The sequence below is a fragment of the Brevundimonas sp. UBA5866 genome, from assembly GCF_002432125.1.
Taxonomy (GTDB): domain Bacteria; phylum Pseudomonadota; class Alphaproteobacteria; order Caulobacterales; family Caulobacteraceae; genus Brevundimonas.
The window spans coordinates 18,784-39,648 of sequence record NZ_DJFS01000006.1 but is presented as its reverse complement, the minus strand read 5'-3'; the positions used below and the strand labels follow the sequence as shown (position 1 = coordinate 39,648).

Below are 20,865 nucleotides of genomic sequence, written 5' to 3'. Positions count from 1 at the left end.
CTAGACGTTCTCGGCCTTGCCGCCCTTATGGCCACCCGGCACGGGGGCCACGTCCAGTACCTTGAGGCGGAACACAAGCACCGAATTGGGCGGGATCGGTCCGGCCTGGTTCTCGCCATAGCCCAGCGCAGGCGGGACATAGAGGAACCATTCATCGCCCGGCCGCATCAGTTGCAGGGCCTCGGTCCAGCCCGGCACGACCTGATCGGGCGAAAAGACCACGGGAGTGCCACGCTCGAATGAAGAATCGAAGACCGTGCCGTCGGTCAGAGTGCCCTCATAGTGGACCCGCACCAGATCATTGCTGTCCGGCTGGATGCCGTTCGCATCACCCGAGGCGATGATCTTGTACTGAAGGCCCGACGGCAGGGTCTGCACGCCGTCCTTGGTGCCGTTCTCGATCAGGAATTCCTGCGCGGCCTTGATCGCGGCGTCGTTATCGACGCCGGACGTTTCGTCTTTGCGGCCACAGGCCGACACGCCCAAAGCGAGGGCGAGCGTCGCCGCGAGGGCGAGATTGGCGGGCTTAGCCCATGCGAAGTTCATAACCCTTGTCCTTCAAGGCTTGTCCGATGTCCTCGGCGTGTCTGGCGTCGCGGGTCTCGACCATGATGTCGAACTCTGCCCCCTTGGCCGGTACATCCAGTGCGAGACGGTTGTGAACCACATCAATGATGTTGCCGCCAAGCCCCCCGATGACCGCTGCCATCGCCGACAGCATGCCCGGCCGGTCATCACCGAGGATCCTGTAAACGATCAGGCGCTTTTCGCGCACCATTTCACGGTTGAGCACCACGGCCAGCATGCGGGCGTCGATATTGCCGCCCGTCAGTTCGATGCCGACCTTCATGCCCTTGAAACGCTCTGGATTGGCCAGGATGGCCGCCAGTCCGCCCGCGCCCGCGCCCTCTGCCACCGTCTTCTCCAGCGTCGCCAACAGGGCCACGCTTTTTTCGAAGTCGGCCTCCTCGCAGACAAAAACCTCGTCGATCAGATGGTCACAAAGGCCAAACGGGATTTCGCCCACGGCCTTGATGGCTATGCCCTCGGCAATGGTCTGGCCGGTGCAGACCGGGGGCTCGCCCCTGCGACGGGCTGTGAAGGACGGATAGCGGGCGGCCTCCACGCCGAAAATCTTGATGTCGGGCTTGAGGCCTTTTGCCGCAATGGCGCTGCCGGCGATCAGACCTCCACCACCGATCGGGATCAGCAGGGCGTCGAGGTCAGGCGCGTCTTCTAGAAACTCCAGCCCGCACACGCCCTGCCCCGCGACGATCCCCTCATCGTCAAACGCCGAGACGAAGACATAGCCATGCTCTGACTGAAGACGTTTGGCCTCCTCGGTCGAGCCGGAAAAATCGAGCCCGTGGATGACGACATTGGCCCCGTGCGCACGCGTGCCGTCCACCTTCACGAAGGGCGTACCCTCTGGCATGACAATCGTAACGGGAACACCCAACCGCCCACCGTGATAGGCCAGAGCCTGCGCATGGTTTCCCGCAGAAGCCGCCACGACACCGCGCTTGCGCTCTTCGGGTGTCAGTTGCAGCAGCCTGTTCAATGCGCCGCGTTCCTTGAACGAGCCGGTGAAATGCAGGTTGTCGTATTTGATCCAGATGTCAGCGCCCGTCAGCTGTGACAGGCGACGCGAATGGCGCACGGGAGTGCGGTCAACCTGACCGGCAATACGCTGCTGGGCGGAGCGGATATCTTCGAAACGAACTGTCATGACAACTTGGGGGCTTCCTCTCTTCGGTCGCCGGGTACGGGATCGGGATGCAGCCGTTTTGACTGCCCGCCCCGGCGTGAACCCGCAGTTGTGGACCACACGCCTGCCGTGGACAAGCTTGACACTGCGTCATCCTAGGGGCCATCCCTGATAGCCCCCATCAAACGAGGTTCGCACGATGATCAAGCTCTTCTCCGCCCACCGCTCCCTAGTGGCTCTGACCATCCTTGCGGGCACCGGCGCGCTCGCCGCCTGTTCGACCCTGCCCACGGGTGGCGTGTCGGCCCCTGCGGCTTCGGCAGCTTTCAGCAAGGCTGATTTCGCTTGGTCGGCTTCGTCTGGTCAGGGCGGTATCGAAGGCCGCATCGGTTCGGCCCAGGGCGGCAATGCCTTTGCCTGCGTCGGCTCGGTCGGCCTGACCCCCGCCACGCGCTTTACCGATGCCCGTATGCAGACCCTTTATGGCTCGACCTCGCGCGCCCAGCTTCCGGCCGATGTGGTCCGCGCCCGCACTGTCTCGGACCCGAACGAGGATTACCGCGAGTTCGTGCGTTCGACCACCTGCGCCAATAACAGCTTCAAATTCGAAGGCCTTCCGGATGGCCGCTGGTATGTGATCGCACCGGTCAAGGCCGGTGACGGACCGGTCATCGTGATGATGCAACAGGTCCAGATCCGTAACGGCAGAACCGTCAACCTGACCCTCTGACCGGCATCAAGGACGCATACGGTTCGGGCCGCTTTTGGCGGTCCGGCCGTACACGGACATATCACGATCATCCGAAGGACTTTTTTTGGCCTCACCCATAAGCAGTGTTGGAGCCTTACTGTCTGGTTCGGGAGCGTGCAGTTTGTCCCAGCATAATATTATCGGCTCCGAGGCCTTTGATGGCCGCCGTTACATTATTGTCCGCAAGGTTCGCGGCGGTATCAGCCGTCGCCGCCGACGCAGCGCCATCCTCATGGTCGTCGTGGCCGTGACGGCCTTGATCATAGGCGCATTGGTGGCCGTGTTCGCACTGGCTCCATTGTTGATGGACCGCAACCACGCCCTGGCCAATGCCCAGCAGGCCGCTGCGGTTGAAGGGACGCCCCCTGCGGCCTTGGCCCTGCCCGCAAACGGCGCGACGACCGCCAGCCCCACAGGAGGACCAGCGGTCACGCCCGCGCGCTGAACCGCGGGTTCAGTTCATCGCCTGACGCTTGAGCTTGTCTTCGATGTTGCGGATACGGCGGTCCATGTCCGCAACCTGATCCTTCAAACGCTGGGCTTCGGACTTCATATCTACCGGGGTACCGTCCTCGTAGTGGATTTGAGCCCCCTTCTCGATCAGGTCGAGACGGTAAAGCGCAGTCACCCGGGCGGCGCGGAAACGTTCCAGTTCGGCTTTGTCGTCCATCAGACAGCCGCCTGGACGATGATTTCGACGCGATAATCCGGTGTCGCCAGTCTGGATTCGCCGGTCGCACGTGCCGGTGGATTGGCTGGATCAACCCAGGCGTCCCAGACAGTGTTCATGGCCTCGAAATCGGCCATCTCGGCCAACCAGATCGTTGCCATAAGGATTTTCGACTTGTCCGATCCGGCCTCGGCAAGCAAGGCTTCGATCTCGCGAAGGGCTGTGCGGGTCTGATCGGCGATGTCCTCGTGCGGCTCACCGACCTGACCGGCCAGATAGACAACACCATTGTGTACGACGGCCTGACTCATCCGGGCGTCGGGCTGAATGCGTTTGATCATGTAAAGACCTTTCGTTTGGCCTGCCCCATAGCGGGCCAAGGTCGCGCGGCCTAGAAAATTTCCAGCACCATCCAGATCAGAGCGAAAACGGCGGCAAACACACCCACAAAAAGTACCGCATTGCCACCGCGTCGCGCAGCACGACGCTGGTTCACCGGATAGGTGTCAGGCGGAAGGTCGATAGGTATCTTGCTCACTTCATTTGCCTCTCGGGCGTTGGTAGGACACCCGTAGAACGCCCGATGAAGCGGGTTGATCCCTGTGACGGTTGCGGATTTCATCCTCGCGGGAGTTTTGCCCCTTTCAACCGTAGCCACGTCATGTCAGAGGCAGTGCATGGACAGCACGCGTATCGAAACCCGTATCGGCATTCGCGCCTCGGCAGAGCGCATCTGGGAACTGGTCGGCGACCTTGAGGCCTGGAAGCAGTGGAACAGCTTTGAACAGCATATCCAGGGCCGCGTCTGGCAGGATGCCACTGTGACCTATACCGAAGCCTATCCCGATATTCCCGAACGGGCGGCCAGTGTCGTTGTTTCGGACTGGGTGCCGGTCGGCAAGCTGGTGCTCAGCGGCAAGCGCGGCTTTCTGTCGAACTCTTCGCGCTTCATCATCCTGGAAGAAGTCGAGAAGGGTGCCACCATTGTCACGATGGGCATCATGTTCTCGGGCCTGCGTGGAGAGCTGTTCCACGACAAGCATCGCTCGCGCCTGCGCCAAGCGATGGAAACGCTCAACGAAAACCTGAAGGCCGCAGCCGAAAGCGCCTGAGGATGATCCGAGGTCGCGTCTGCGACCTCAGTTTCCGCTGGCCATCATATCCATGATACTGATGACCGCCGGTCCCATGATCACAACGAACAGCACCGGCAGGAAGAAGATGATCATCGGCACGGTCAACTGTGCCGGCAGTGCAGCCGCTTTCTTCTCCGCTGCGGCCAGACGCAGCTCGCGGTTTTCCTTGGCCATAGTGCGCAGCGCGGTGCTGAGCGGCGTGCCATAGGTTTCGGCCTGGGTCATGGCCGTGGCCACCGACTTGATGCCCGGATGGTTGGTCCGCTTGGCCAGATTCTCATAGGCCATGCGACGGTCCGGCAGATAGGACAGCTCCGCCGACATCAGGCTCAGTTCTTCGGCCAGTTCCAGCGACTGGGTGCCGATTTCCTGGCTGACCTTCTGGATCGCCGCTTCGATCGACATGCCCGATTCCACGCAGATCAGCAGCAGGTCGAGCGCATCAGGGAATGCCTCGACGATCTTCTGGCGACGCTTCTGGATGCGGTTCGACAGGTAGATGTTCGGGGCATAGAAGCCGATCGCGAACGCCACCACCACAACGGCCACCTTGGTCATGAACGGCAGTTCGAAGTGCGTCAGGACAAAGATGTATACGGCCGCAACCAGCGCCAGCACGAACGGCATCAGCAGGCGGAAGAAATAGAAGGTCGTGATCGGGCTCTGACCACGGAAGCCCGCCTGCATGATCTTCTCGTTGACCTTGGGGTCTTCGAGCAGTTGCGAAACATTCAGACGGTCAACGACGCGCTTTTTGAAACCTTCGTCCGACTGGCGCAGCGACGGCGTGCTGCCGCCCTGCATGGCCGAGCGCGAACGGCGGCGCAGATCCTCACGCCGATCCGCAACGTGCTTGATACGCTTTTCAAGGTCCTGCCCGCCGCTAAAGCTGGTCAGCAGGGTGAACAGGGAGAAGAAGACAGCCACACCCACGCCCACTGTGAGCAGGTTCTCCGGTGTGGTGATGAAACGGATAAAGGATTCCACGTCTCGTCCCCGATCAGAACTTGAAGTTGATCATCTTCTTCATGAAGAAGATGCCGAGACCCATCCAGCACCCCGCCACCAGCAGCATGAACTGGCCGCGGATGTCGGTGAACATGGTGATCATATAGCTGGGGCTGGTGACCATGACGATGGCCATGACCAGTGGCGGCAGAGAGCCGATGATCAGCGCCGAGGCCACGGCTTCGGACGACATGGCCTTGATCTTCTCACGCATCAGACGACGCGCACGCAGCACGGTCGTGAGGTTGGTCAGGGCCTCGGCCAGGTTACCACCCGTCTTCTGCTGGATGGAGATCACGATGCAGAAGAATTTCAGTTCCGGTGTCGGCATGCGCTCGTACATGCGGTCCAGAGCTTCGGGCAGGGACATGCCGACGCTCAGGCCCTCCAGCAGGCGCTGGAACTCACCGCCCAGAGGCTGCGGGCTTTCGCGGGCCATGATCTTGAAACAGTCATTGACCGGCAGACCCGTCTTGATACCGCGCACAAGAATGTCGACGGCATCGGCAAAGGCCCCGGAAAACTTCTTGATCCGTCCCTTGGCCAGGAAACCCAGATAGAAGCGCGGCACGCCGATACCGAAAACAATGGCAAGGCCAATGCACAGCAGCACGTGCGCACCGAGCACCAGCGGGATCAGGAAGCCGACCACCGCCAGCACCAGGCTGATAATCAGATAGGTTCGGATCGAGATGTTCAGACCCGCCTGACGGATGCGGGCGCCGATGCTCAGCCGCGCCTTGCGTTCACGGCGCTCGGCATCCTGAAGCTGGGTCAGGATCTGCTTGCGACGCGCCTCCGCAGACACGGGCGGCTGGTTGGCGCGCCGTCCCTGTGTGTTCTGGACAGGACGAGAGGCCGAAAGCGCCTTGGCGCGTTTGACACCATCGGTCGCGCTATCATCACCACCGACGAAGACCCAACCGATCCCCGCAATGGTGATGAATGCCAGTATACCTGCCAGAACCATCAGCATTGTCGTTACTCCGCTGCATCCAGGGCATCGGCCAGTTCACGCTCCAAGCCGTAATAGCGGGCGCGATCCCAGAAGCGCGGACGGGCAATACCGGTTGAACGGTGGCGACCGTTCACACGACCCGCGGCGTCTTCACCGGTGATGTCGTAAACGAACAGGTCCTGCGTCACGATCACATCGCCTTCGAGGCCCACGACTTCGGTCACATGGGTGATGCGGCGCGAACCGTCGCGCAGACGCGCGGCCTGGATGATGATGTCGATCGAGCCGACGATCATCTCGCGGATCGTCTTGGACGGCAGGCCATAGCCCCCCATCGTGATCATGGACTCCATACGGCTGATGGCTTCACGCGGACTGTTGGCGTGCAGCGTACCCATCGAGCCATCGTGGCCGGTGTTCATGGCCTGCAGGAGGTCGAACGCCTCCGGGCCACGGACTTCGCCGACGATGATGCGTTCGGGGCGCATACGCAGACAGTTCTTCACCAGATCGCGCATGGTGATCTGGCCCTGGCCCTCGAGGTTCGGCGGGCGGGTTTCCAGACGGACCACGTGCGGCTGTTGCAGTTGCAGTTCCGCGGCGTCCTCACAGGTGATGACGCGCTCGGTCGGATCGATGAAGGCCGTCATCGTGTTCAGCAAGGTGGTCTTACCCGAACCCGTACCGCCCGAGATCAGCACGTTACAGCGCGAGGCACCGATCACGCCCAGCACCCGCGCACCATCGGCGCTGATGGAGCCGAACTCCACCAGGTCGCGCATGGTCAGCTTGTCTTTCTTGAACTTACGGATGGTCAGGGTCGGACCATCGATCGCCAGCGGCGGGGCGATAACGTTCACACGCGAACCGTCCGGCAGACGGGCGTCACAGATGGGCGAGCTCTCGTCCACGCGACGGCCGACCTGCGACACGATGCGCTGGCAGATGTTCATCAGCTGGGCATTGTCGCGGAAACGGACATTCGTCAGCTGGACCTTGCCGCCCACTTCGATGAAGACGCGGTTTGAACCGTTCACCATGATGTCGGCGATGTCGTCGCGCGCCAGCAGCGGCTCCAGAGGGCCATAGCCCAGCACATCGTTGACGATGTCCTGAACCAGATGCTCCTGCTCGGCCACCGACATGGAGACGTTCTTGATCGCCACCAGTTCGGCGACGATGTCGCGGATCTCTTCCTGCGCGGTCTTCTGGTCCAGCTGGGCCAGTTGCGACAGGTCGATGGTGTTCATCAGCGCGTTGAAGATGGTGGTCTTCGTGGCGTGATAATAGTCACTCTGCTCGCGGACGATCTCGGTGACGGCCTGCGCCTTTTTGATCTGCTCGAGACCGGCCGTCTTGCGGGGACCTGTACGCTTTTCAGGTGCCGGTGCGGCCGTCTCGAGATCTTCCAGACCGAAGCCGTCGATGTTGCCGGAGACGGATTTGGCCGGGCGCGCCGGTTTGGGCTCTTCGGCAATCGGTTCGTCCAGCGGCGACAGAGAGTCTACCGGCTCAACAGGTGCCGCCGAAGGTTTAACCGTGGATTGCCGTTTGCCGAACATCTATCAACGCCTCTTGAACAGACCCGCCAGGCCTGAGGAAGTCTTACGCGGAGTTACAGGCGTCGCCGGAAGCTGACGCTGCGAAACGATTTGAGCCAGGGTTTCGAATGCCTCGGCGGACTTGGTCTTGGCCGCGCTGTCGAGGATCATCTGGCCGTTATTGGCTGCCGAGCCAAACACCTTGGCATCGAACGGAATGCTGAGGGCCGGATGGATGCCCAGCGCCTGACCGAATTCCTTGGCCGGGATTTCCGGACGACCCGGAATGCCAACCTGGTTCAGCACGACGCGCGGCGGCGCATCGTTGGGACGGGCCTGTTTGATCAGGTCCACCAGGTTCTTGGCATTGCGCAGCGACGCCAGATCCGGCGTGGCTACCAGCACCACCTCGTCGGCGGCGACCAGTTGCGAACGCATCCAACCCGACCACAGGTGCGGAAGGTCCAGCACGACAAAGGGCGCCGTGCTGCGAATACGGTTGGTGACCTCGTCGAACGCCTCGGTATCGATTTCCCAATCGGTATCCAGCGTCGCCGGTGCGGCGAACAGGCTCAGACGGTCCGTGCAACGCACCATCATACGGTCCAGCAGGGTCGCATCCAGACGCTGAGGCTGGCTGAGTGCGTCTGCAACGCCGCCCAAGGGGTCCTGGTTGAAGTTCAGGCCCGAGGTCCCGAACGGCAGATCGTAATCGACGATGACCGTATTGACGCCAATACGCTCGCTCATCGCAAAGGCTGTGTTGTGGGCCACCGACGAGGAGCCAGCGCCCCCGCGTGCACCCACGAAAGCGATGGTGCGACCGATGAAGGGCTGGTCCGGATCGGTGAACAGCGAACCGATAGCCGCGATAAGTTGAAGCGGCTGGATCGGGGCCACCAGATACTCGCTGACGCCACGACGCATCAGTTCGCGGTAAAGCAGGATATCGTTTGCGGCACCGACGACCAGAACCTTGGTGCCTGCGTCGCAGACTTCGGCCAGCTGGTCGATTTCAACCAGCAGCGAGCGCGCATCCTTCATGCATTCCACAAGGATCAGCGGCGGCGTCGGCTCGGTCTGATAGGTTTCGATCGCCGCTGCGATACCGCCGACGCGCACCTGGGTGGTGGCGCGCGACATGCGACGGTCCTGCGCGGCGCGTTCGGCGGCGGCAAGGGTGTCCTGACGCTCGGCGAAAATGTGCACGGCGATGCGCGGGATGGAGACATCGACAGACTGGGGATCGAAATCCAGGCCCGCCGAACCTGCCAGTACCGGCATGGTCGAGGTGCTGGCCGCCAGCGGCAGTTCTTCAGCCGCCGGTTGCGGGGCGCTGTCTACCGGAGCATCCAGCGGCGCATCGAGCGGATCGACCGATGCCGTGGCGGAAAGCTCGATGACCTCGGCCTGGTTGGCATCGACGACCTCGATGTCATCCAGTTCAATGGTCACCGGTTCTCCGTTCGGGGCGTCGGTAGAACTGGCCTGGTTGGCGAACTTCAAAGCGGACATGTCAGAAGCCTCTACAGGGTCTGTCTCGTCAGAATGCGCTGGCCGGTTGTTGCGATCGGGGTCATTGAAAGCGGCCTCGGTCCGGCTCAATGCACTCTGCATAAAGTTCGGGGTCGCCGAGGTCGGAACATCCGCCTCGGCACCCTCAACCTCTTTGGACACAGTGTCTCCCGAGCTGTCTTCAGCAGCCAGGCTGGAGATCGTCTCCAGAAAATCGTCGTCGATCTCGAAATCCTCGAGGGGATCGACAGCAGGGGGACGCTTGGTCATGGTTTACTCTACTACGTCAGATACGCGAGATTCACTCAGCAACTGCTCGCGTTGGGCAGATGTGGTTTGTCCTTGACGATAGGCATCAAAGACGACCGTGCGACGCTGGGCGCTTGGCGGCGTCATGGTGCGCGGTGCCACGATATCATTCGGATCGGCGATCTGCGCGGCCAGATTGGCGTTAACCGCACACCCGAAGTTCGAGGCACCGTCATTGTTGCCGGTACGGCTCAGATTGCCCCATTGGGTGCCACAGCGCGGCACGGAGGCACGGATGGTGGTGAAGCCGGCCAGAACCGGAGCACGCTCACCCGGACCGTTATACGAGGCCACCGAGATCTGGTCACGCGGCACACCCAGATTTTCCAGCGTGCTGGCGATCTGGGACACGGTTTGGCTGGCCATCTGATCGGCGTTGGTCGGCACCTCGATCACCAGACCCGAGCGGGCCGAGCTGCGATAGCGCTGGGCCAGCGAGGTCAGGGCCTGACGCTGGTTCTGCGACAGTCCGCTCTGGTGCACGGCCAGGGCGATACGGTCCTGATCCGGCTCGACCTGAAGAACATAGCGCGACAGCGCCATCGGGGCGATACCGCGATCAAGGTTGGCATCCGGACCCACGCAGGCCGTGAGAGCCAGGGCAGCACCGCCGAGCAGGCAGGCATAGAAGGAGCGTTTCATCATCTGCGTCACTCGATCACATAGCCGACCGGGCCCTGCCAACCGGAGGTCGAGCCTCCCGGTGCAGGCGAGCCATAAACCTGGTTCAGCTGGCCAAAGAAGATGGTTTGAGCGTCCGTCGCCATGCGCAGGCCGTCAGCGGGCGATTGCATACGCGAGGGCGCAGTCGGATTGACGATGTACGGCTCGACGATAACGACCAGTTCCGTCTCGCCCATCAGATAGTCACGCGAGCGGAACAGGGTTCCCAGCACCGGCACATTCGTCAGGCCCGGCAGGGCATCGACGGCCTGACGGGTGGTTTCCTGAAGCAGGCCCGCGATCATCATTGCGCCACCGGACGGGATTTCAACCGTCGTATCGCTGCGGCGGACCGTCAGGCCCGGCAGGGTGATCGACGAGGGCGTACCCGCGCCAATGGTCAGACCGCCGGACGGATTCAGCTCCGACACCTCGACCTTGACCTGCAGGTTGATGCGGCCCTCGGACAGGACCACCGGACGGAACGACAGACCCACACCATAGGGCTTGTATTCCACGGTCACCTGACCGTCGCGGTCGCGGCTCTTGGGGATCGGGAATTCGCCACCGGCGAGGAAGCTGGCGGCTTCGCCGTTGACCGAGGTCAGGTTCGGCTCTGCCAGGGTGCGGGCCAGACCCACACGCTCGAAGGCCGAAATGCCCAGACGGCCCGCGGTCAGATCGCTGCCCGGATCGGTCGCGCGTTGCCAGTTGCCGACAAGGCCGCCCTGAATGCCCGAGTTGACCGAGAAATTCATGCCGGTCGCGAACTCCAGGCTGTTACGGCCCGTGCCGTTGATCAGCGCCTGAGAGTTGAAGCCCAGCTGTTTGATGGCGCTGCGCTGCACCTCGACAACGCGGACCTTCAGCGTCACCTGATCCGATCCGGAGATGGAGATCATGTTGACGACCTTGGCCGGATCGCCGGCGTGGGCGCGGGCCAGCTGGGCGGCGCGTTCAACGTCACCCATGTTGGAGGCGGTGCCGCTGAGGACAAAGCTGTCGTTCACGGCTTCGACGCGCAGGTCAGAACCGGGGAAGGTGCGGGTCAGGGCATCCTGCAACACCTGCACACCGGCATCCACGCGCACCTTGAGCGTCAGGATCACACGACCGTTGCTGCCGACGAACACGGCGTCGGTTTCACCCGGGGCCAGACCCACCAGGGTGATGCGGCGCTGGGTGTGCAGCATGGCATTGGCGACCGCCGGATTGGTCACGACGATGTCACGCACATCTGCCGGCAGATCGACCGCGAAAGACGAACCCTTGGGCAGATTGATACGGCGCGGCGTCGAACCGGACACGACCGTCGAAGTCCCCGCTGCGGTATGGCTGAGGGATTGAGCCTGCGCAGGGATGGCTGTGGCCAGAAGGCTGCCGGCAGCCAGTGCCGCAAAGCCCAGACCGAGGCGGCTGTGGGTGGAAATCATCACATGAGCTCTCATTGCAGGACCACCACTTCAGGGGCGGCATCGCCGCGGAAAATGCGAACGCTAGGGCCAGTCGGAGCGGCGGGGTCCGAAGCGCTGGTCACGCGGCCGCCCATGCTTTCGCCACGGCGTACGGCACCGGGGATCAGGCCGCGCGGGCCGCTGGCGTCGGCGTAGGAGCGCAGCACGATCGTCAGATCGCCCTGTGCGCGGGCCAGTGCCAGGGTCTCGGCGTCACGGTTGTTCACTTCCAGTGTGGCCGTCGTGCCGACGACCGATTTTTCCTCGGTCGGGGCCTGGGTGGCCTGGTCGATGGCCAGAACGCGCAGGTTCTGCAGTACGGTGGCGCTGACGGTACGTTTGACGGTGTCGGGGCCGACCTGGGCATCGACTTCGCGGGTCAGCAGCACATCCACGCGGTCACCCGGCAGGATGAAGCCGCCCGCTGCGGTATCGGCCGATACCGGAACGCTCATGGCGCGCATGCCCGGATCGAGGAAGGCGGCGAGGAAGCCGCTTTCACCGGCACGGACCACCTTGCGGGCCTGGATCGGCTCACCGGCGACCATTCCTTCGCGCACGATGGCGCCGACAAAGGCATCCATTGCGGTGGGGCTGTTCAGGGAGACGACGGCGTCGACAATCTTTTCAGCCGCCCCTTCTTCCTTTTTGTCCTGGGCTTTTTCATTTTCGACAGCGGCCGCAGTCGGCGTGTCCGCGGCCGGGATCGGAACCGATCCATCGGTGACGAAGGCGGGGTTGACGTTGGCCACGGGCCAGTCCTTCCACACCATGTCTGCGGCAGTCAGCTGGCGACCGGGGGCCAGATCCACAGCCGCCACGAGCACCTTGGTCGTGGCAGCAGCCGGCGCGGTCACCGCCGCACTCGGTTTTTCGCCGTCTGACGACCCCATGGATCGTACTACGAGCGCAAGACCGACGGCGGCCAGTGCAGCAACGCAGATTACAGCAATTTTTGCAGGCTTCATCGACGTTCTCCGGCAGGCATTACGCAGTAAAGATCCACGCCAACCCTACCCAAAGGCTTTTAGATATTATTTACCAAACAGCACACCAAAACGATGTTACTGCAAAACTCGTTACGATAACTTCAACAACAGCTGGGAATAAGGGAAGGACAGGACCGCACCGGCCGCGATCGCGATACCGTACGGAATATCCCCCTTGGGTTCCATCAGACGTTGCGCCCATGCAGGCAGTACCCACGGCAAGGCCGGGGCCCACTTACGGGCAACAAGCAAGAATATGGACAGAGCCCCCCCCGCCAATGCCGTAGTCAGGATGAACGGCAACAGGCCGGACATCCCCACCCAAAGAATGGACGCCGACAGAAGTTTGGCGTCACCCCCACCCAAAACGCGGAATGCAAACAGCGCTATTCCGATGACCAGGGCCGCAAAGCCCAACCCCAGCGAAATCGCTACGTCCTGCCAAGGCAGTTGTAGAACCAAAGCCACGGGTACGAATGCGACTGCGAGAACGATGGAGATCCAATTCGGAATCTTCATCGTAGTCAGGTCGTAAACCCCACCCAGAATTGCCAAGGCCGGGAAAACGAAAAGCAGGGCGCTCATTGCATAGAACATGGCCCAGCAAGTGCCATAATTTGGTTAAGCCAAGGTTGCAGTCAACCTTAAACTAAAAAGGGCCGGAGCTTTGTGCTCCGGCCCTTCCGCTTTAGAGGCGGTTAGCCGTCAGGCCTTACTTGCCTTCTTTGAGGCCGGTTTCGACGGCTTCAAACTTGGTCTTCAGTTGGCCACCGACGGCAGCCAGGGCAGCGATGATCACAACGGCGATCAGGGCAGCGATCAGGCCGTATTCGATAGCGGTTGCGCCCGACTCGTCTTTGGCAAAGCGGTTCAGCAGGTTACGCATGTGTAGTCCTCTCTCGGTTTGTTTCGGGAGGAACCACATCGAGCTCTCCCGTAGTCGCTGGCCATATGTTCAAAAATGGCCGTTTGCCACGCAAATGTGACTGTGATCCCTTAAACGTGAGTAAAGTTCTGACACCACGAGCGCGAAAATGATAGTTACCAAGTGATAAATTTCGGACATTGCCCGTAGAATGGTGATTTATACCTTCAGCGATTGCTTTACGTTTATATTCTAGCTTGAGCTTTCAGAACAAAACTCCGGACAGTTTGTTTGCGCCTAAGGAATTGAAATAACGGGGAAAAATAGGTGCTATTCTCTCGCATCATCAAGGCAGCGAAAGCACGGCGCGCACAACGCAAAGGTGCAACCGCCGTAGAATTCGCGCTGGTTGCTTTACCCTTTTTTGCACTTCTGCTTGGAATTTTCGAAGTCGCCCTGATTTTGACGGTCAGCGCCCTTCTGGAAAACGCCGTCTCCCAGAGCGGCCGTCTGGTCCGCACCGGCCAGGTATCGCGCAATGCGACCGCAGACGAATTCAAAGAAGAGATCTGCGAGCGCATGACGGTGTTTGAAAAGGCCTGTCTGAACCGCATCCAGATCGATCTGCAACCCGTGGCCTCGTTTTCGAATCCCGGCATCACCAATCCGATCGACCAGGGTGATTTCGACCCCAACAAGCTGAAGTTCAACATCGGCGAGGCGCGCAGCTTCATGCTGATGCGGGTCTGGTACCGCCAGCCCGTTGTGACGCCCTTCCTCGGCCATGCCATGACGCGGCTGAACAATGGCGACACCCTGCTGCATGCCGCCACGGCCTTCCGGAACGAGCCCTTCTGATGCGCAATCCTCTCGCCACGATCCGCCATTTCGCGCGCCGTTTCCGGACCGACCGGAATGGGGCCGCCGCCGTGGAATTCGCCCTGCTGCTGCCGCTGTTTCTGGTCATCTACCTGTGCGTGATCGAGTTCACCCAGGCCTTTATGGTCCAGCGCCGCGCCCACCACTCGGCATCGATGATGGCCGACATCGTCTCGCAGTCCGGCAGTGTAAGCCGGGCACAGCTGGCCGATTATTTCGCGGTCGGCGGTCTGATAATGGCACCCTATTCCAGCACCCCGCTGGAAGGCCGCGTGACCAGCATCCAGCGCGACTCCCGCAACCGCGACATCGTGATGTGGAGCTATGGCAGCACCCTGGCCCCGCACACCCCCGGCACCCAGATGACTGTTCCCGATGGCCTGCTGGAAAAGCCGACCGATAGCGTGATCTATGCCGAGACCGTCTATCGCTATGACTCGCCGTTCGACATCGTGGTGCCGGGTTTCAAGGACTTCCTGTCGGGCGTCACCACCTTCCACCGGGTCTTTTACCTGCGCCCGCGTGAGGTGGCCTCAGTCACCTGTACGGACTGTCCGACCCGCTAGGGCTTCGGCCAGGGCCGATATCTTGGCTCCGGTTTCTTCCAGCTCGGCATGGGGATCGCTGCCGGCGGTGATCCCCGCCCCCGCCAATGCGCGCCACCGCCAGCCCTGTTCCGAACGCTCGAAAAAGGCCGTGCGGATCAGGACCGAGGCCATCGTCAGCGCCCCATCGGCAAAACCGCGCGCGAACAGCGTGCCGCACCACGCGCCCCTTGGCGGTTCCAGCGCGGCAATCACCTTCATCGCCTGATTTTTCGGTGCCCCTGTGATCGAGCCCGGCGGGAAGGTGGCATCCAGCACATCGGCCCAGCCCGTACCCTGACGGGCCGTGGCGCTGACGACCGATGTGAGGTGATGCACCGTGGCGTGCTGTTCCAACCCCCACAGCTCGTCCACGGCCACCGATCCGATCTGGGCCACGCGCGCCAGATCGTTTCGCATCAGATCGACGATCATCAGGTTCTCGGCGCGGTCCTTCTCGCTGGCCAGCAGTTCCTGTGCCGCCTGACGGTCAGCCACAGGGTCGCTATGGCGCGGACGGGTGCCCTTGATCGGGCGTGCCTCGAGCCTGCGGGTCGTCGCATCGAACATCAGGAACAGCTCGGGCGAGTTCGACACCAAGGCCCGCCCGCCCATGCGCCACCACGCCCCATAGGCCGCCCCGCGTGACGACAGGCGCAAAAAGACAGCGAACGGATCCGCTTCCGGCCTTAGCCGCCCGGACCATGCGCGGGCGACATTGGCCTGAAACAGTTCGCCCTCGCCGATCCGGCGCACCACATCGGCCACCGCGCGGCAGTAGTCTTCTTGTGCAGCCTCGGCATTGAAATCGTCCGAGGGCGGTGCAGGCATTTCGGGCGCGTCTGCACATGCCAGCCACGCCTCCGCCCGCAGGCTGTGACCGCGGGCGGCATCGTCGCCCCCCCCCCATCCGCACGCCCACAGCCTTTGTTCCAGATGGTCGAAAGCCAGCCACGCCGGATAGCGGGCCAGCATCAGGTCGGGCCATACATGCGCGCGCGGCCCCGTCGCCACCCGCGCCCCCGCATCATAGGACACCAGCCCGACACAGGGGGCCTGATCCCAGTCTCCATGCCGCAGCACATCGAACAGCCCCTGGGCGGGGGACTGATCCGTGACGTGTTCCAGATCGGCCTCGGCGGCCACGAATGACCAACGCCCGCCATGCCGCAGGGGCGCATTGGCCCCCGCGATCAACGCCAGGGCATGCGGGCGCGACCTCAGCCCGTTTGCCACCGACAGGGGATCAACCCACGCCACAGACCGCTTGACCACTGCCATGATCAGTCAACCAGCCGCTCGATGATGGCCGCACGCTGCGCAGGTGAAATGCCCAGCACCGCCTGCATATAGGACTCCAGACTGCCGCAACGGTCGATGATTGCCTGTCGGGCACGGTGGAGATAATCCGCCTCTACGCCCAAAAAGGCGACCACCGCCCCATGCGCCACCGGCTTGCCGGTCCAGCGTTCCAGCGCGGCGGCAAACTCGCCTGCGCGACCGGCCAGATCAACGGCACGGTTGGTCGCCAGATAGTCTTCCATGATGTCGTCTGCCGATACGCCCAGCAGTCCGTGCGTCAGCGCCGCCAGCAGGCCGGTGCGATCCTTGCCCGCCGCGCAATGGATCAGCACGGCGGCATCCCCCCGGACCAAGGCTTTGAAATAGTCGCTGAACAGGGCCACATGCGCCGGATCAAAGGGCATACGCTCATAGGTCTGGCCCATATAGCGCCGACCGGAATCCTCGGTCAGTTCCTGTGTCCGCAGGAACTGTATGTGCGGTGCCTCTCCGTCGCCGCCCAGATCGGTGGACAGGGTTTGTCCCGTCCATCCGGCAGGCAGGCGGTCGGGCTGTTTGATCCGCTCGCTGGAGCGTCGCAGGTCAACCACATGCCCCAAGCCCAACTTGTCCAACCGCTCCAGATCCGAATGGGTCGAGCGCGACAGTTGCCCCGAACGGAACAGCAGCCCGCGTCGCACAACCCCGTGCGGGCTGGCATAGCCGCCGAAGTCGCGGAAGTTCTCGATAGCTTCAAATGAAAGAAGGCGGTCGCTCATGACCGCCTTCCATATCCTGATTATGCGGCCTTTCCACCTAGCGTTGGGCCACCAAGGCGGAAATCTGGTCCAGGTAGACGATAAAAGCCTCTCGCCCCTGCGCGCTGAGCTTGGCGCGGGTCAGGGGCTTGCGCCCCTGGAAAGTCTTTTCGACCTCGACGAAACCGGCCTCCTCCAGCTTGCGCAGATGGACCGAGAGATTGCCGTCCGTCGTACCAAGGCGGGCCTTCAACTCACCGAACTCGGCCGTTTCGGCACCCGACAGATAGGCCATGATGCCCAATCGGATACGACCGTGGATGACCTCGTCAATACGGTTGATGTCAAAGGCACTGTTCTGGGTTTCAGACATCTCAGTGCCTCGTGCGGGCGGCCAGCTTCATCAGATGCAGACCCGGTGCCAGCGCCACCAACACCATCAGAACCAGATAGATGGCATAGGTCCAGTGGGTAAAGGCAAACCACGCCAATGCCGCCGCGCCCAAGAAACTCACCAGACCGGTCAACAGCATCCAACCGCGCCCTGCCACCTGCCCCGCGATGAACCACGCCGCGCCATAGGCGATCATGACGATGGAGGGCATCAGGGCCATCGGCGACCAGTTGCCCGTCGAAAAACAGAACGCCATCAGAACCAGCCACATTCCGAAGATGGTGTATCCGCAGGCGGACCACGCCGCGCCGATGGCCGTGTTGTCCTTGGTCCTGCTTCCTGCCGCGGCGTCGATGCGGCGGATAAGAACATAAAGCAGGGCCGCAAAGCCGATACCTGCGCCTACCCACATCCACATCACACCCCAGCCGGTGAGCGGGATCATGCCCAGTGCAATCAGCCACTGGCCAACAGTTGCGGCTCCGAACCACAGGCCCGCAGCGACGAGGATCGGGCCGACAAGCACAGGCGCGTCACGCCCTTCTGCAGCCAGTGATTTCATATAGGCGATATCACCCTGGATATCGGCGACGGGGTCCTGGGACATGTTTCGGTTTCCTTCCTGTTGATCCTCTTATCTCTCATGTACTTTATATTGTAAAGTACTTTTTGTAACGCTGATATCAAAGCAAACACATAGCAAAAAGGCCGCCCCTTACGGAGCGGCCCGGATGCCTTGAAGCCAAAGCCCGCAATCAGCGGAACGGCGGCTCATCGAAGGCGCGAAGCTTGCGCGAGTGAAGGGCAGCGCCCTCGGCCCGCAGCAGGTCCACGGCCTGGATACCGATCTGCAGGTGCTCGGAAATCGCACCCTCATAAAAGCGGTTGGCCTGACCCGGCAGCTTGATCTCGCCGTGCAGCGGCTTGTCCGAAACGCACAGCAGCGTGCCGTAGGGCACGCGGAAGCGATAGCCCTGGGCCGCGATGGTGGCGCTTTCCATGTCGATCGCTACGGCGCGGCTCTGGTTGAAGCGCAGCGCCGACTTGGAATAGCGCAGCTCCCAGTTACGGTCGTCGGTCGTCACGACCGTGCCGGTGCGAAGACGCTTCTTCACCTCTTCGCCCGGCGCGCCCGAGACCTGCTTGGTCGCGTCGTACAGGGCGCGTTGCACCTCTGCGATCGACGGCACGGGGATGTCCGCCGGAAGCACGGCATCCAGCACATGGTCGTCGCGCAGATAGGCGTGGGCCAGCACATAGTCGCCGATGGTCTGGCTGCCGCGCAGGCCGCCGCAGTGACCGATCATCATCCAGACGTGCGGACGCATGACGGCCAGGTGGTCACAGATGGTCTTGGCGTTGGACGGGCCGACGCCGATGTTCACCAGGGTGATGCCCTGACCGTCGGCGCGGGTCAGGTGATAGGCCGGCATCTGGTGCTTGCGCCAGGCCGAGTCCATCACCGCCGCTTCGGGGTTCGGGGTGTCCTTGGTCACGACCACGCCGCCCGAGCAGGTCAGGCTTTCATAGGGGCTGTCCGGCTTCTGCAGCTCGGCTGCCGCCCAGCGGACGAACTCGTCCACATAGCGGTTGTAGTTGGTGAACAGGATGTACGACTGCACCGCCTCGACCGGCGTGCCGGTGTAGTGGCGCAGACGGGCCAGCGAAAAGTCCGTACGCAGACCATCGAACTGGGCCAGCGGGAAATCCATATCCGGATCGAACAGACCGTCGGAAATCTCGTCGCCGATATGGGCCAGATCCGTGGTCGGGAACCAGCGGGCGATGGCAGCGGTCATGGAGCTGTCCAGCACCACGCCCGAACCGTCGAGAACATAGGGGAACGGGATTTCCTGATCCGACGGACCAACCTCGAAGGTGGCGTCATATTCGTCCGAAAGCAGGGTCAGCTGTTCCAGCAGATAGTTACGGAACAGGTCGGGACGCGTGATCGTGGTCGTATAGGTGCCCGGACGCGAAAGACGGCCAAAGGCACGTGTTTCCAGGTTCTGGGGCTTGTCGCCATACCAGCTGACGGTCAGGCGGGGATAGGAAAACAGGCCGTTGGCACGCGCTTCGGCATCGGCACGTTCGCCGGTTTCCAGAAACACCTTCACCGCATCGCGAAGGTTGGTCACCGATTGATTGTAGAGGGTTTCGAGGCGGTCGATTACCGCCTTGGGGGTCATCTTATCTGTCATGGCTTCCTCTAACGGAAAACCGTGACAAAGGCGAGACATCTGAATGTCAAAGCCCGCAACATCGTGTTTCAGGATGATTTTTGGAGCGGGTAAGGGGAATCGAACCCCTGACATTCAGCTTGGGAAGCTGACGTTCTACCTCTGAACTATACCCGCCCGGTCCAGGAAACTTTCGCCGGATGATGGGGCGAACATAGCAGCGGCGGTGCAAATGAAAAGGCCCGGCGCAATGGCCGGGCCTTAAAAACTATTCTATCCGACAGGGACTTAGTTCGGCAGGCGTTCCGCCTGGATACCCTCGGCGGCCAGCATGGCCTGAACACTGTCCGGACCGGCAAGGTGGGCGGCACCCACGGCGATGAAGGCCGTACCCGAGCCTTCCAGCAGGGTCTTGATCTGACGGGTCCAGTTGGCGTTGCGGCGGGTCAGCATGATGTCATAGGCCTCTGGGGATTGGACCTTCATCTTCTGGACCATGTCCTGATCGATGTAGTCGATATTGCCCGTGGACCAGGCCTGAACCAGTTTATCGATTTCTTCGGGAGTTTCGTTCAGGTCTTTCAATCCGGCGCGGAGCATTTCGACCTGCCCCTCTTCGGACATGCCGGCCATCAGTTCGATCTGCTCCTTCAAGCTCTCGAAGCCTTTCAGCGGCTTGCCCAGAGCAGCGGCACGCGCCGTCAGCACCTTTTCAACGCCTGCGTTCGGATCATAGCCGTTGGCGACCATCTGGACCAGCACCAGCTGCATCGAGACCAGCCAAGGGCGCATCGGATCGAAAGCGGCAGCGTTTGCGCCCATCTTCACCGCAGCGGCATCCAGCATGGCCATGTCCTCGGCCGACAGCAGGCTGGAGAGCGGACGGTCCGGCGAAAGACCGTGTTGCACCATCAACTGCTGGGCCTGGGCCACGTCATCGGCATCGGTCAGTTCCAGCCAGATTTCATCCGCCGATGCGAAAGCCTGCTCCATCTGCGGCGTGCTCCAGCCCGTAGACGGACGCAGCAGGTGGAAACTGCCTAACAGATAAAGGGTCGAGTCCTCGTCGCGGATGACCCACATGGCCGGGCCTTGACCCTGGGCCTGCGGGATGGCCGACACCGTCGCCGGTGCCTGTTCGGCAAAGGCGACCGAAGGCGCGAGGAAGAGTGTACCAACGGCAGCCGCCGAAACCAGCAGGCGTCGAGCAGTTTTGAACATG

At 62.0% G+C, this 20,865-nt stretch carries 25 protein-coding genes and 1 tRNA gene; 5 read left to right on the top strand and 21 right to left on the bottom strand.

Annotation, left to right across the window (positions count from 1 at the left end; all coding sequences use genetic code 11):
* Together B3H86_RS00455 and B3H86_RS00450 are read right to left on the bottom strand one after the other, a co-directional pair.
* On the bottom strand, window positions 1-546 hold the full coding sequence (locus tag B3H86_RS00455; protein WP_292050583.1) for an FKBP-type peptidyl-prolyl cis-trans isomerase: 546 nt from the start codon (window positions 544-546) through the stop codon (window positions 1-3).
* Window positions 527-1,729, bottom strand: coding sequence for a threonine ammonia-lyase (locus tag B3H86_RS00450; protein WP_292050582.1), 1,203 nt, complete (start codon window positions 1,727-1,729; stop codon window positions 527-529). The genes B3H86_RS00455 and B3H86_RS00450 overlap by 20 nt, the downstream gene beginning before the upstream one ends.
* Before the next feature lie 178 nt (window positions 1,730-1,907).
* Here B3H86_RS00450 and B3H86_RS00445 point away from each other — a divergent pair, with 178 nt between their 5' ends.
* Window positions 1,908-2,438 (top strand): hypothetical protein, encoded by a 531-nt coding sequence (locus B3H86_RS00445; RefSeq protein WP_292050581.1) that lies wholly within the window; start codon window positions 1,908-1,910, stop codon window positions 2,436-2,438.
* Between the two features lie 142 nt (window positions 2,439-2,580).
* Window positions 2,581-2,904, top strand: coding sequence for a hypothetical protein (locus tag B3H86_RS00440; protein WP_292050580.1), 324 nt, complete (start codon window positions 2,581-2,583; stop codon window positions 2,902-2,904).
* A gap of 9 nt (window positions 2,905-2,913) precedes the next feature.
* On the opposite strand, the gene B3H86_RS00435 is transcribed toward B3H86_RS00440, so the two are convergent.
* The 3 genes from B3H86_RS00435 to B3H86_RS00425 are packed head-to-tail and all read right to left on the bottom strand — an operon-like array spanning window position 2,914 to window position 3,667.
* The gene (locus B3H86_RS00435; protein WP_292050579.1) at window positions 2,914-3,129 is read right to left on the bottom strand and encodes a hypothetical protein; all 216 of its coding nucleotides are present in this window, start codon (window positions 3,127-3,129) and stop codon (window positions 2,914-2,916) included.
* Complete coding sequence (locus tag B3H86_RS00430; protein ID WP_292050578.1) at window positions 3,129-3,470, bottom strand: RidA family protein; 342 nt, start codon at window positions 3,468-3,470, stop codon at window positions 3,129-3,131. The genes B3H86_RS00435 and B3H86_RS00430 overlap by 1 nt, the downstream gene beginning before the upstream one ends.
* 50 nt (window positions 3,471-3,520) lie before the next feature.
* The gene (locus B3H86_RS00425; protein ID WP_292050577.1) at window positions 3,521-3,667 is read right to left on the bottom strand and encodes a hypothetical protein; all 147 of its coding nucleotides are present in this window, start codon (window positions 3,665-3,667) and stop codon (window positions 3,521-3,523) included.
* A gap of 139 nt (window positions 3,668-3,806) precedes the next feature.
* Here B3H86_RS00425 and B3H86_RS00420 point away from each other — a divergent pair, with 139 nt between their 5' ends.
* Complete coding sequence (locus B3H86_RS00420; RefSeq protein WP_292050576.1) at window positions 3,807-4,241, top strand: SRPBCC domain-containing protein; 435 nt, start codon at window positions 3,807-3,809, stop codon at window positions 4,239-4,241.
* Window positions 4,242-4,268: 27 nt separating this feature from the next.
* Here the strand turns inward: B3H86_RS00420 and B3H86_RS00415 are convergent, their stop codons facing one another.
* The 9 genes from B3H86_RS00415 to B3H86_RS00375 all read right to left on the bottom strand — a co-directional run bounded on the left by B3H86_RS00415 (window position 4,269) and on the right by B3H86_RS00375 (window position 13,588).
* Window positions 4,269-5,252 (bottom strand): type II secretion system F family protein, encoded by a 984-nt coding sequence (locus B3H86_RS00415; protein ID WP_292050575.1) that lies wholly within the window; start codon window positions 5,250-5,252, stop codon window positions 4,269-4,271.
* Window positions 5,253-5,265: 13 nt separating this feature from the next.
* Window positions 5,266-6,249 (bottom strand): type II secretion system F family protein, encoded by a 984-nt coding sequence (locus B3H86_RS00410; RefSeq protein ID WP_292050573.1) that lies wholly within the window; start codon window positions 6,247-6,249, stop codon window positions 5,266-5,268.
* Between the two features lie 5 nt (window positions 6,250-6,254).
* Window positions 6,255-7,793 (bottom strand): CpaF family protein, encoded by a 1,539-nt coding sequence (locus B3H86_RS00405; RefSeq protein WP_292050572.1) that lies wholly within the window; start codon window positions 7,791-7,793, stop codon window positions 6,255-6,257.
* 3 nt (window positions 7,794-7,796) lie between these two features.
* Window positions 7,797-9,557, bottom strand: coding sequence for an AAA family ATPase (locus tag B3H86_RS00400; RefSeq protein WP_292050571.1), 1,761 nt, complete (start codon window positions 9,555-9,557; stop codon window positions 7,797-7,799).
* A gap of 3 nt (window positions 9,558-9,560) precedes the next feature.
* Complete coding sequence (locus B3H86_RS00395; RefSeq protein WP_292050570.1) at window positions 9,561-10,238, bottom strand: CpaD family pilus assembly protein; 678 nt, start codon at window positions 10,236-10,238, stop codon at window positions 9,561-9,563.
* Between the two features lie 8 nt (window positions 10,239-10,246).
* Window positions 10,247-11,692 (bottom strand): type II and III secretion system protein family protein, encoded by a 1,446-nt coding sequence (locus B3H86_RS00390; protein ID WP_292050615.1) that lies wholly within the window; start codon window positions 11,690-11,692, stop codon window positions 10,247-10,249.
* 11 nt (window positions 11,693-11,703) lie between these two features.
* Window positions 11,704-12,681 carry a Flp pilus assembly protein CpaB gene (gene cpaB, locus B3H86_RS00385; protein WP_292050568.1) on the bottom strand — a complete coding sequence of 326 codons (978 nt, stop codon included), beginning with the start codon at window positions 12,679-12,681 and terminating at the stop codon, window positions 11,704-11,706.
* Window positions 12,682-12,792: 111 nt separating this feature from the next.
* On the bottom strand, window positions 12,793-13,287 hold the full coding sequence (locus tag B3H86_RS00380; RefSeq protein WP_292050567.1) for an A24 family peptidase: 495 nt from the start codon (window positions 13,285-13,287) through the stop codon (window positions 12,793-12,795).
* Window positions 13,288-13,414: 127 nt separating this feature from the next.
* Entirely contained in the window at window positions 13,415-13,588 is a 174-nt protein-coding gene (locus B3H86_RS00375) for a Flp family type IVb pilin (RefSeq protein ID WP_292050566.1), read from the bottom strand.
* 306 nt (window positions 13,589-13,894) lie between these two features.
* Between B3H86_RS00375 and B3H86_RS00370 the strand changes: the two genes are divergently transcribed.
* Together B3H86_RS00370 and B3H86_RS00365 are read left to right on the top strand one after the other, a co-directional pair.
* Window positions 13,895-14,425 (top strand): TadE/TadG family type IV pilus assembly protein, encoded by a 531-nt coding sequence (locus B3H86_RS00370; RefSeq protein WP_292050565.1) that lies wholly within the window; start codon window positions 13,895-13,897, stop codon window positions 14,423-14,425.
* Window positions 14,425-15,012, top strand: coding sequence for a TadE/TadG family type IV pilus assembly protein (locus B3H86_RS00365; RefSeq protein WP_292050563.1), 588 nt, complete (start codon window positions 14,425-14,427; stop codon window positions 15,010-15,012). The genes B3H86_RS00370 and B3H86_RS00365 overlap by 1 nt, the downstream gene beginning before the upstream one ends.
* Here the strand turns inward: B3H86_RS00365 and B3H86_RS00360 are convergent.
* From B3H86_RS00360 to B3H86_RS00330, 7 genes are all read right to left on the bottom strand, one after another.
* The gene (locus B3H86_RS00360) at window positions 14,980-16,311 is read right to left on the bottom strand and encodes an anthranilate synthase component I family protein (RefSeq protein ID WP_292050562.1); all 1,332 of its coding nucleotides are present in this window, start codon (window positions 16,309-16,311) and stop codon (window positions 14,980-14,982) included. The two genes, B3H86_RS00365 and B3H86_RS00360, sit on opposite strands and share 33 nt — an antisense overlap.
* 2 nt (window positions 16,312-16,313) lie before the next feature.
* Window positions 16,314-17,090, bottom strand: coding sequence for a tyrosine-protein phosphatase (locus tag B3H86_RS00355; RefSeq protein WP_292050561.1), 777 nt, complete (start codon window positions 17,088-17,090; stop codon window positions 16,314-16,316).
* Between the two features lie 37 nt (window positions 17,091-17,127).
* A complete protein-coding gene (locus B3H86_RS00350) occupies window positions 17,128-17,442 on the bottom strand; it encodes a winged helix-turn-helix domain-containing protein (protein ID WP_292050560.1) in 315 nt (104 codons plus the stop codon).
* A gap of 1 nt (window position 17,443) precedes the next feature.
* Window positions 17,444-18,070, bottom strand: coding sequence for a hypothetical protein (locus B3H86_RS00345; protein ID WP_292050559.1), 627 nt, complete (start codon window positions 18,068-18,070; stop codon window positions 17,444-17,446).
* Between the two features lie 148 nt (window positions 18,071-18,218).
* Window positions 18,219-19,664, bottom strand: coding sequence for an AMP nucleosidase (locus B3H86_RS00340; protein WP_292050557.1), 1,446 nt, complete (start codon window positions 19,662-19,664; stop codon window positions 18,219-18,221).
* An 81-nt stretch (window positions 19,665-19,745) separates the two neighbouring features.
* Window positions 19,746-19,820, bottom strand: a tRNA-Gly gene (locus B3H86_RS00335).
* Between the two features lie 111 nt (window positions 19,821-19,931).
* Window positions 19,932-20,864 (bottom strand): TraB/GumN family protein, encoded by a 933-nt coding sequence (locus B3H86_RS00330; RefSeq protein ID WP_292050555.1) that lies wholly within the window; start codon window positions 20,862-20,864, stop codon window positions 19,932-19,934.
* Window position 20,865 lies beyond the last annotated feature (1 nt).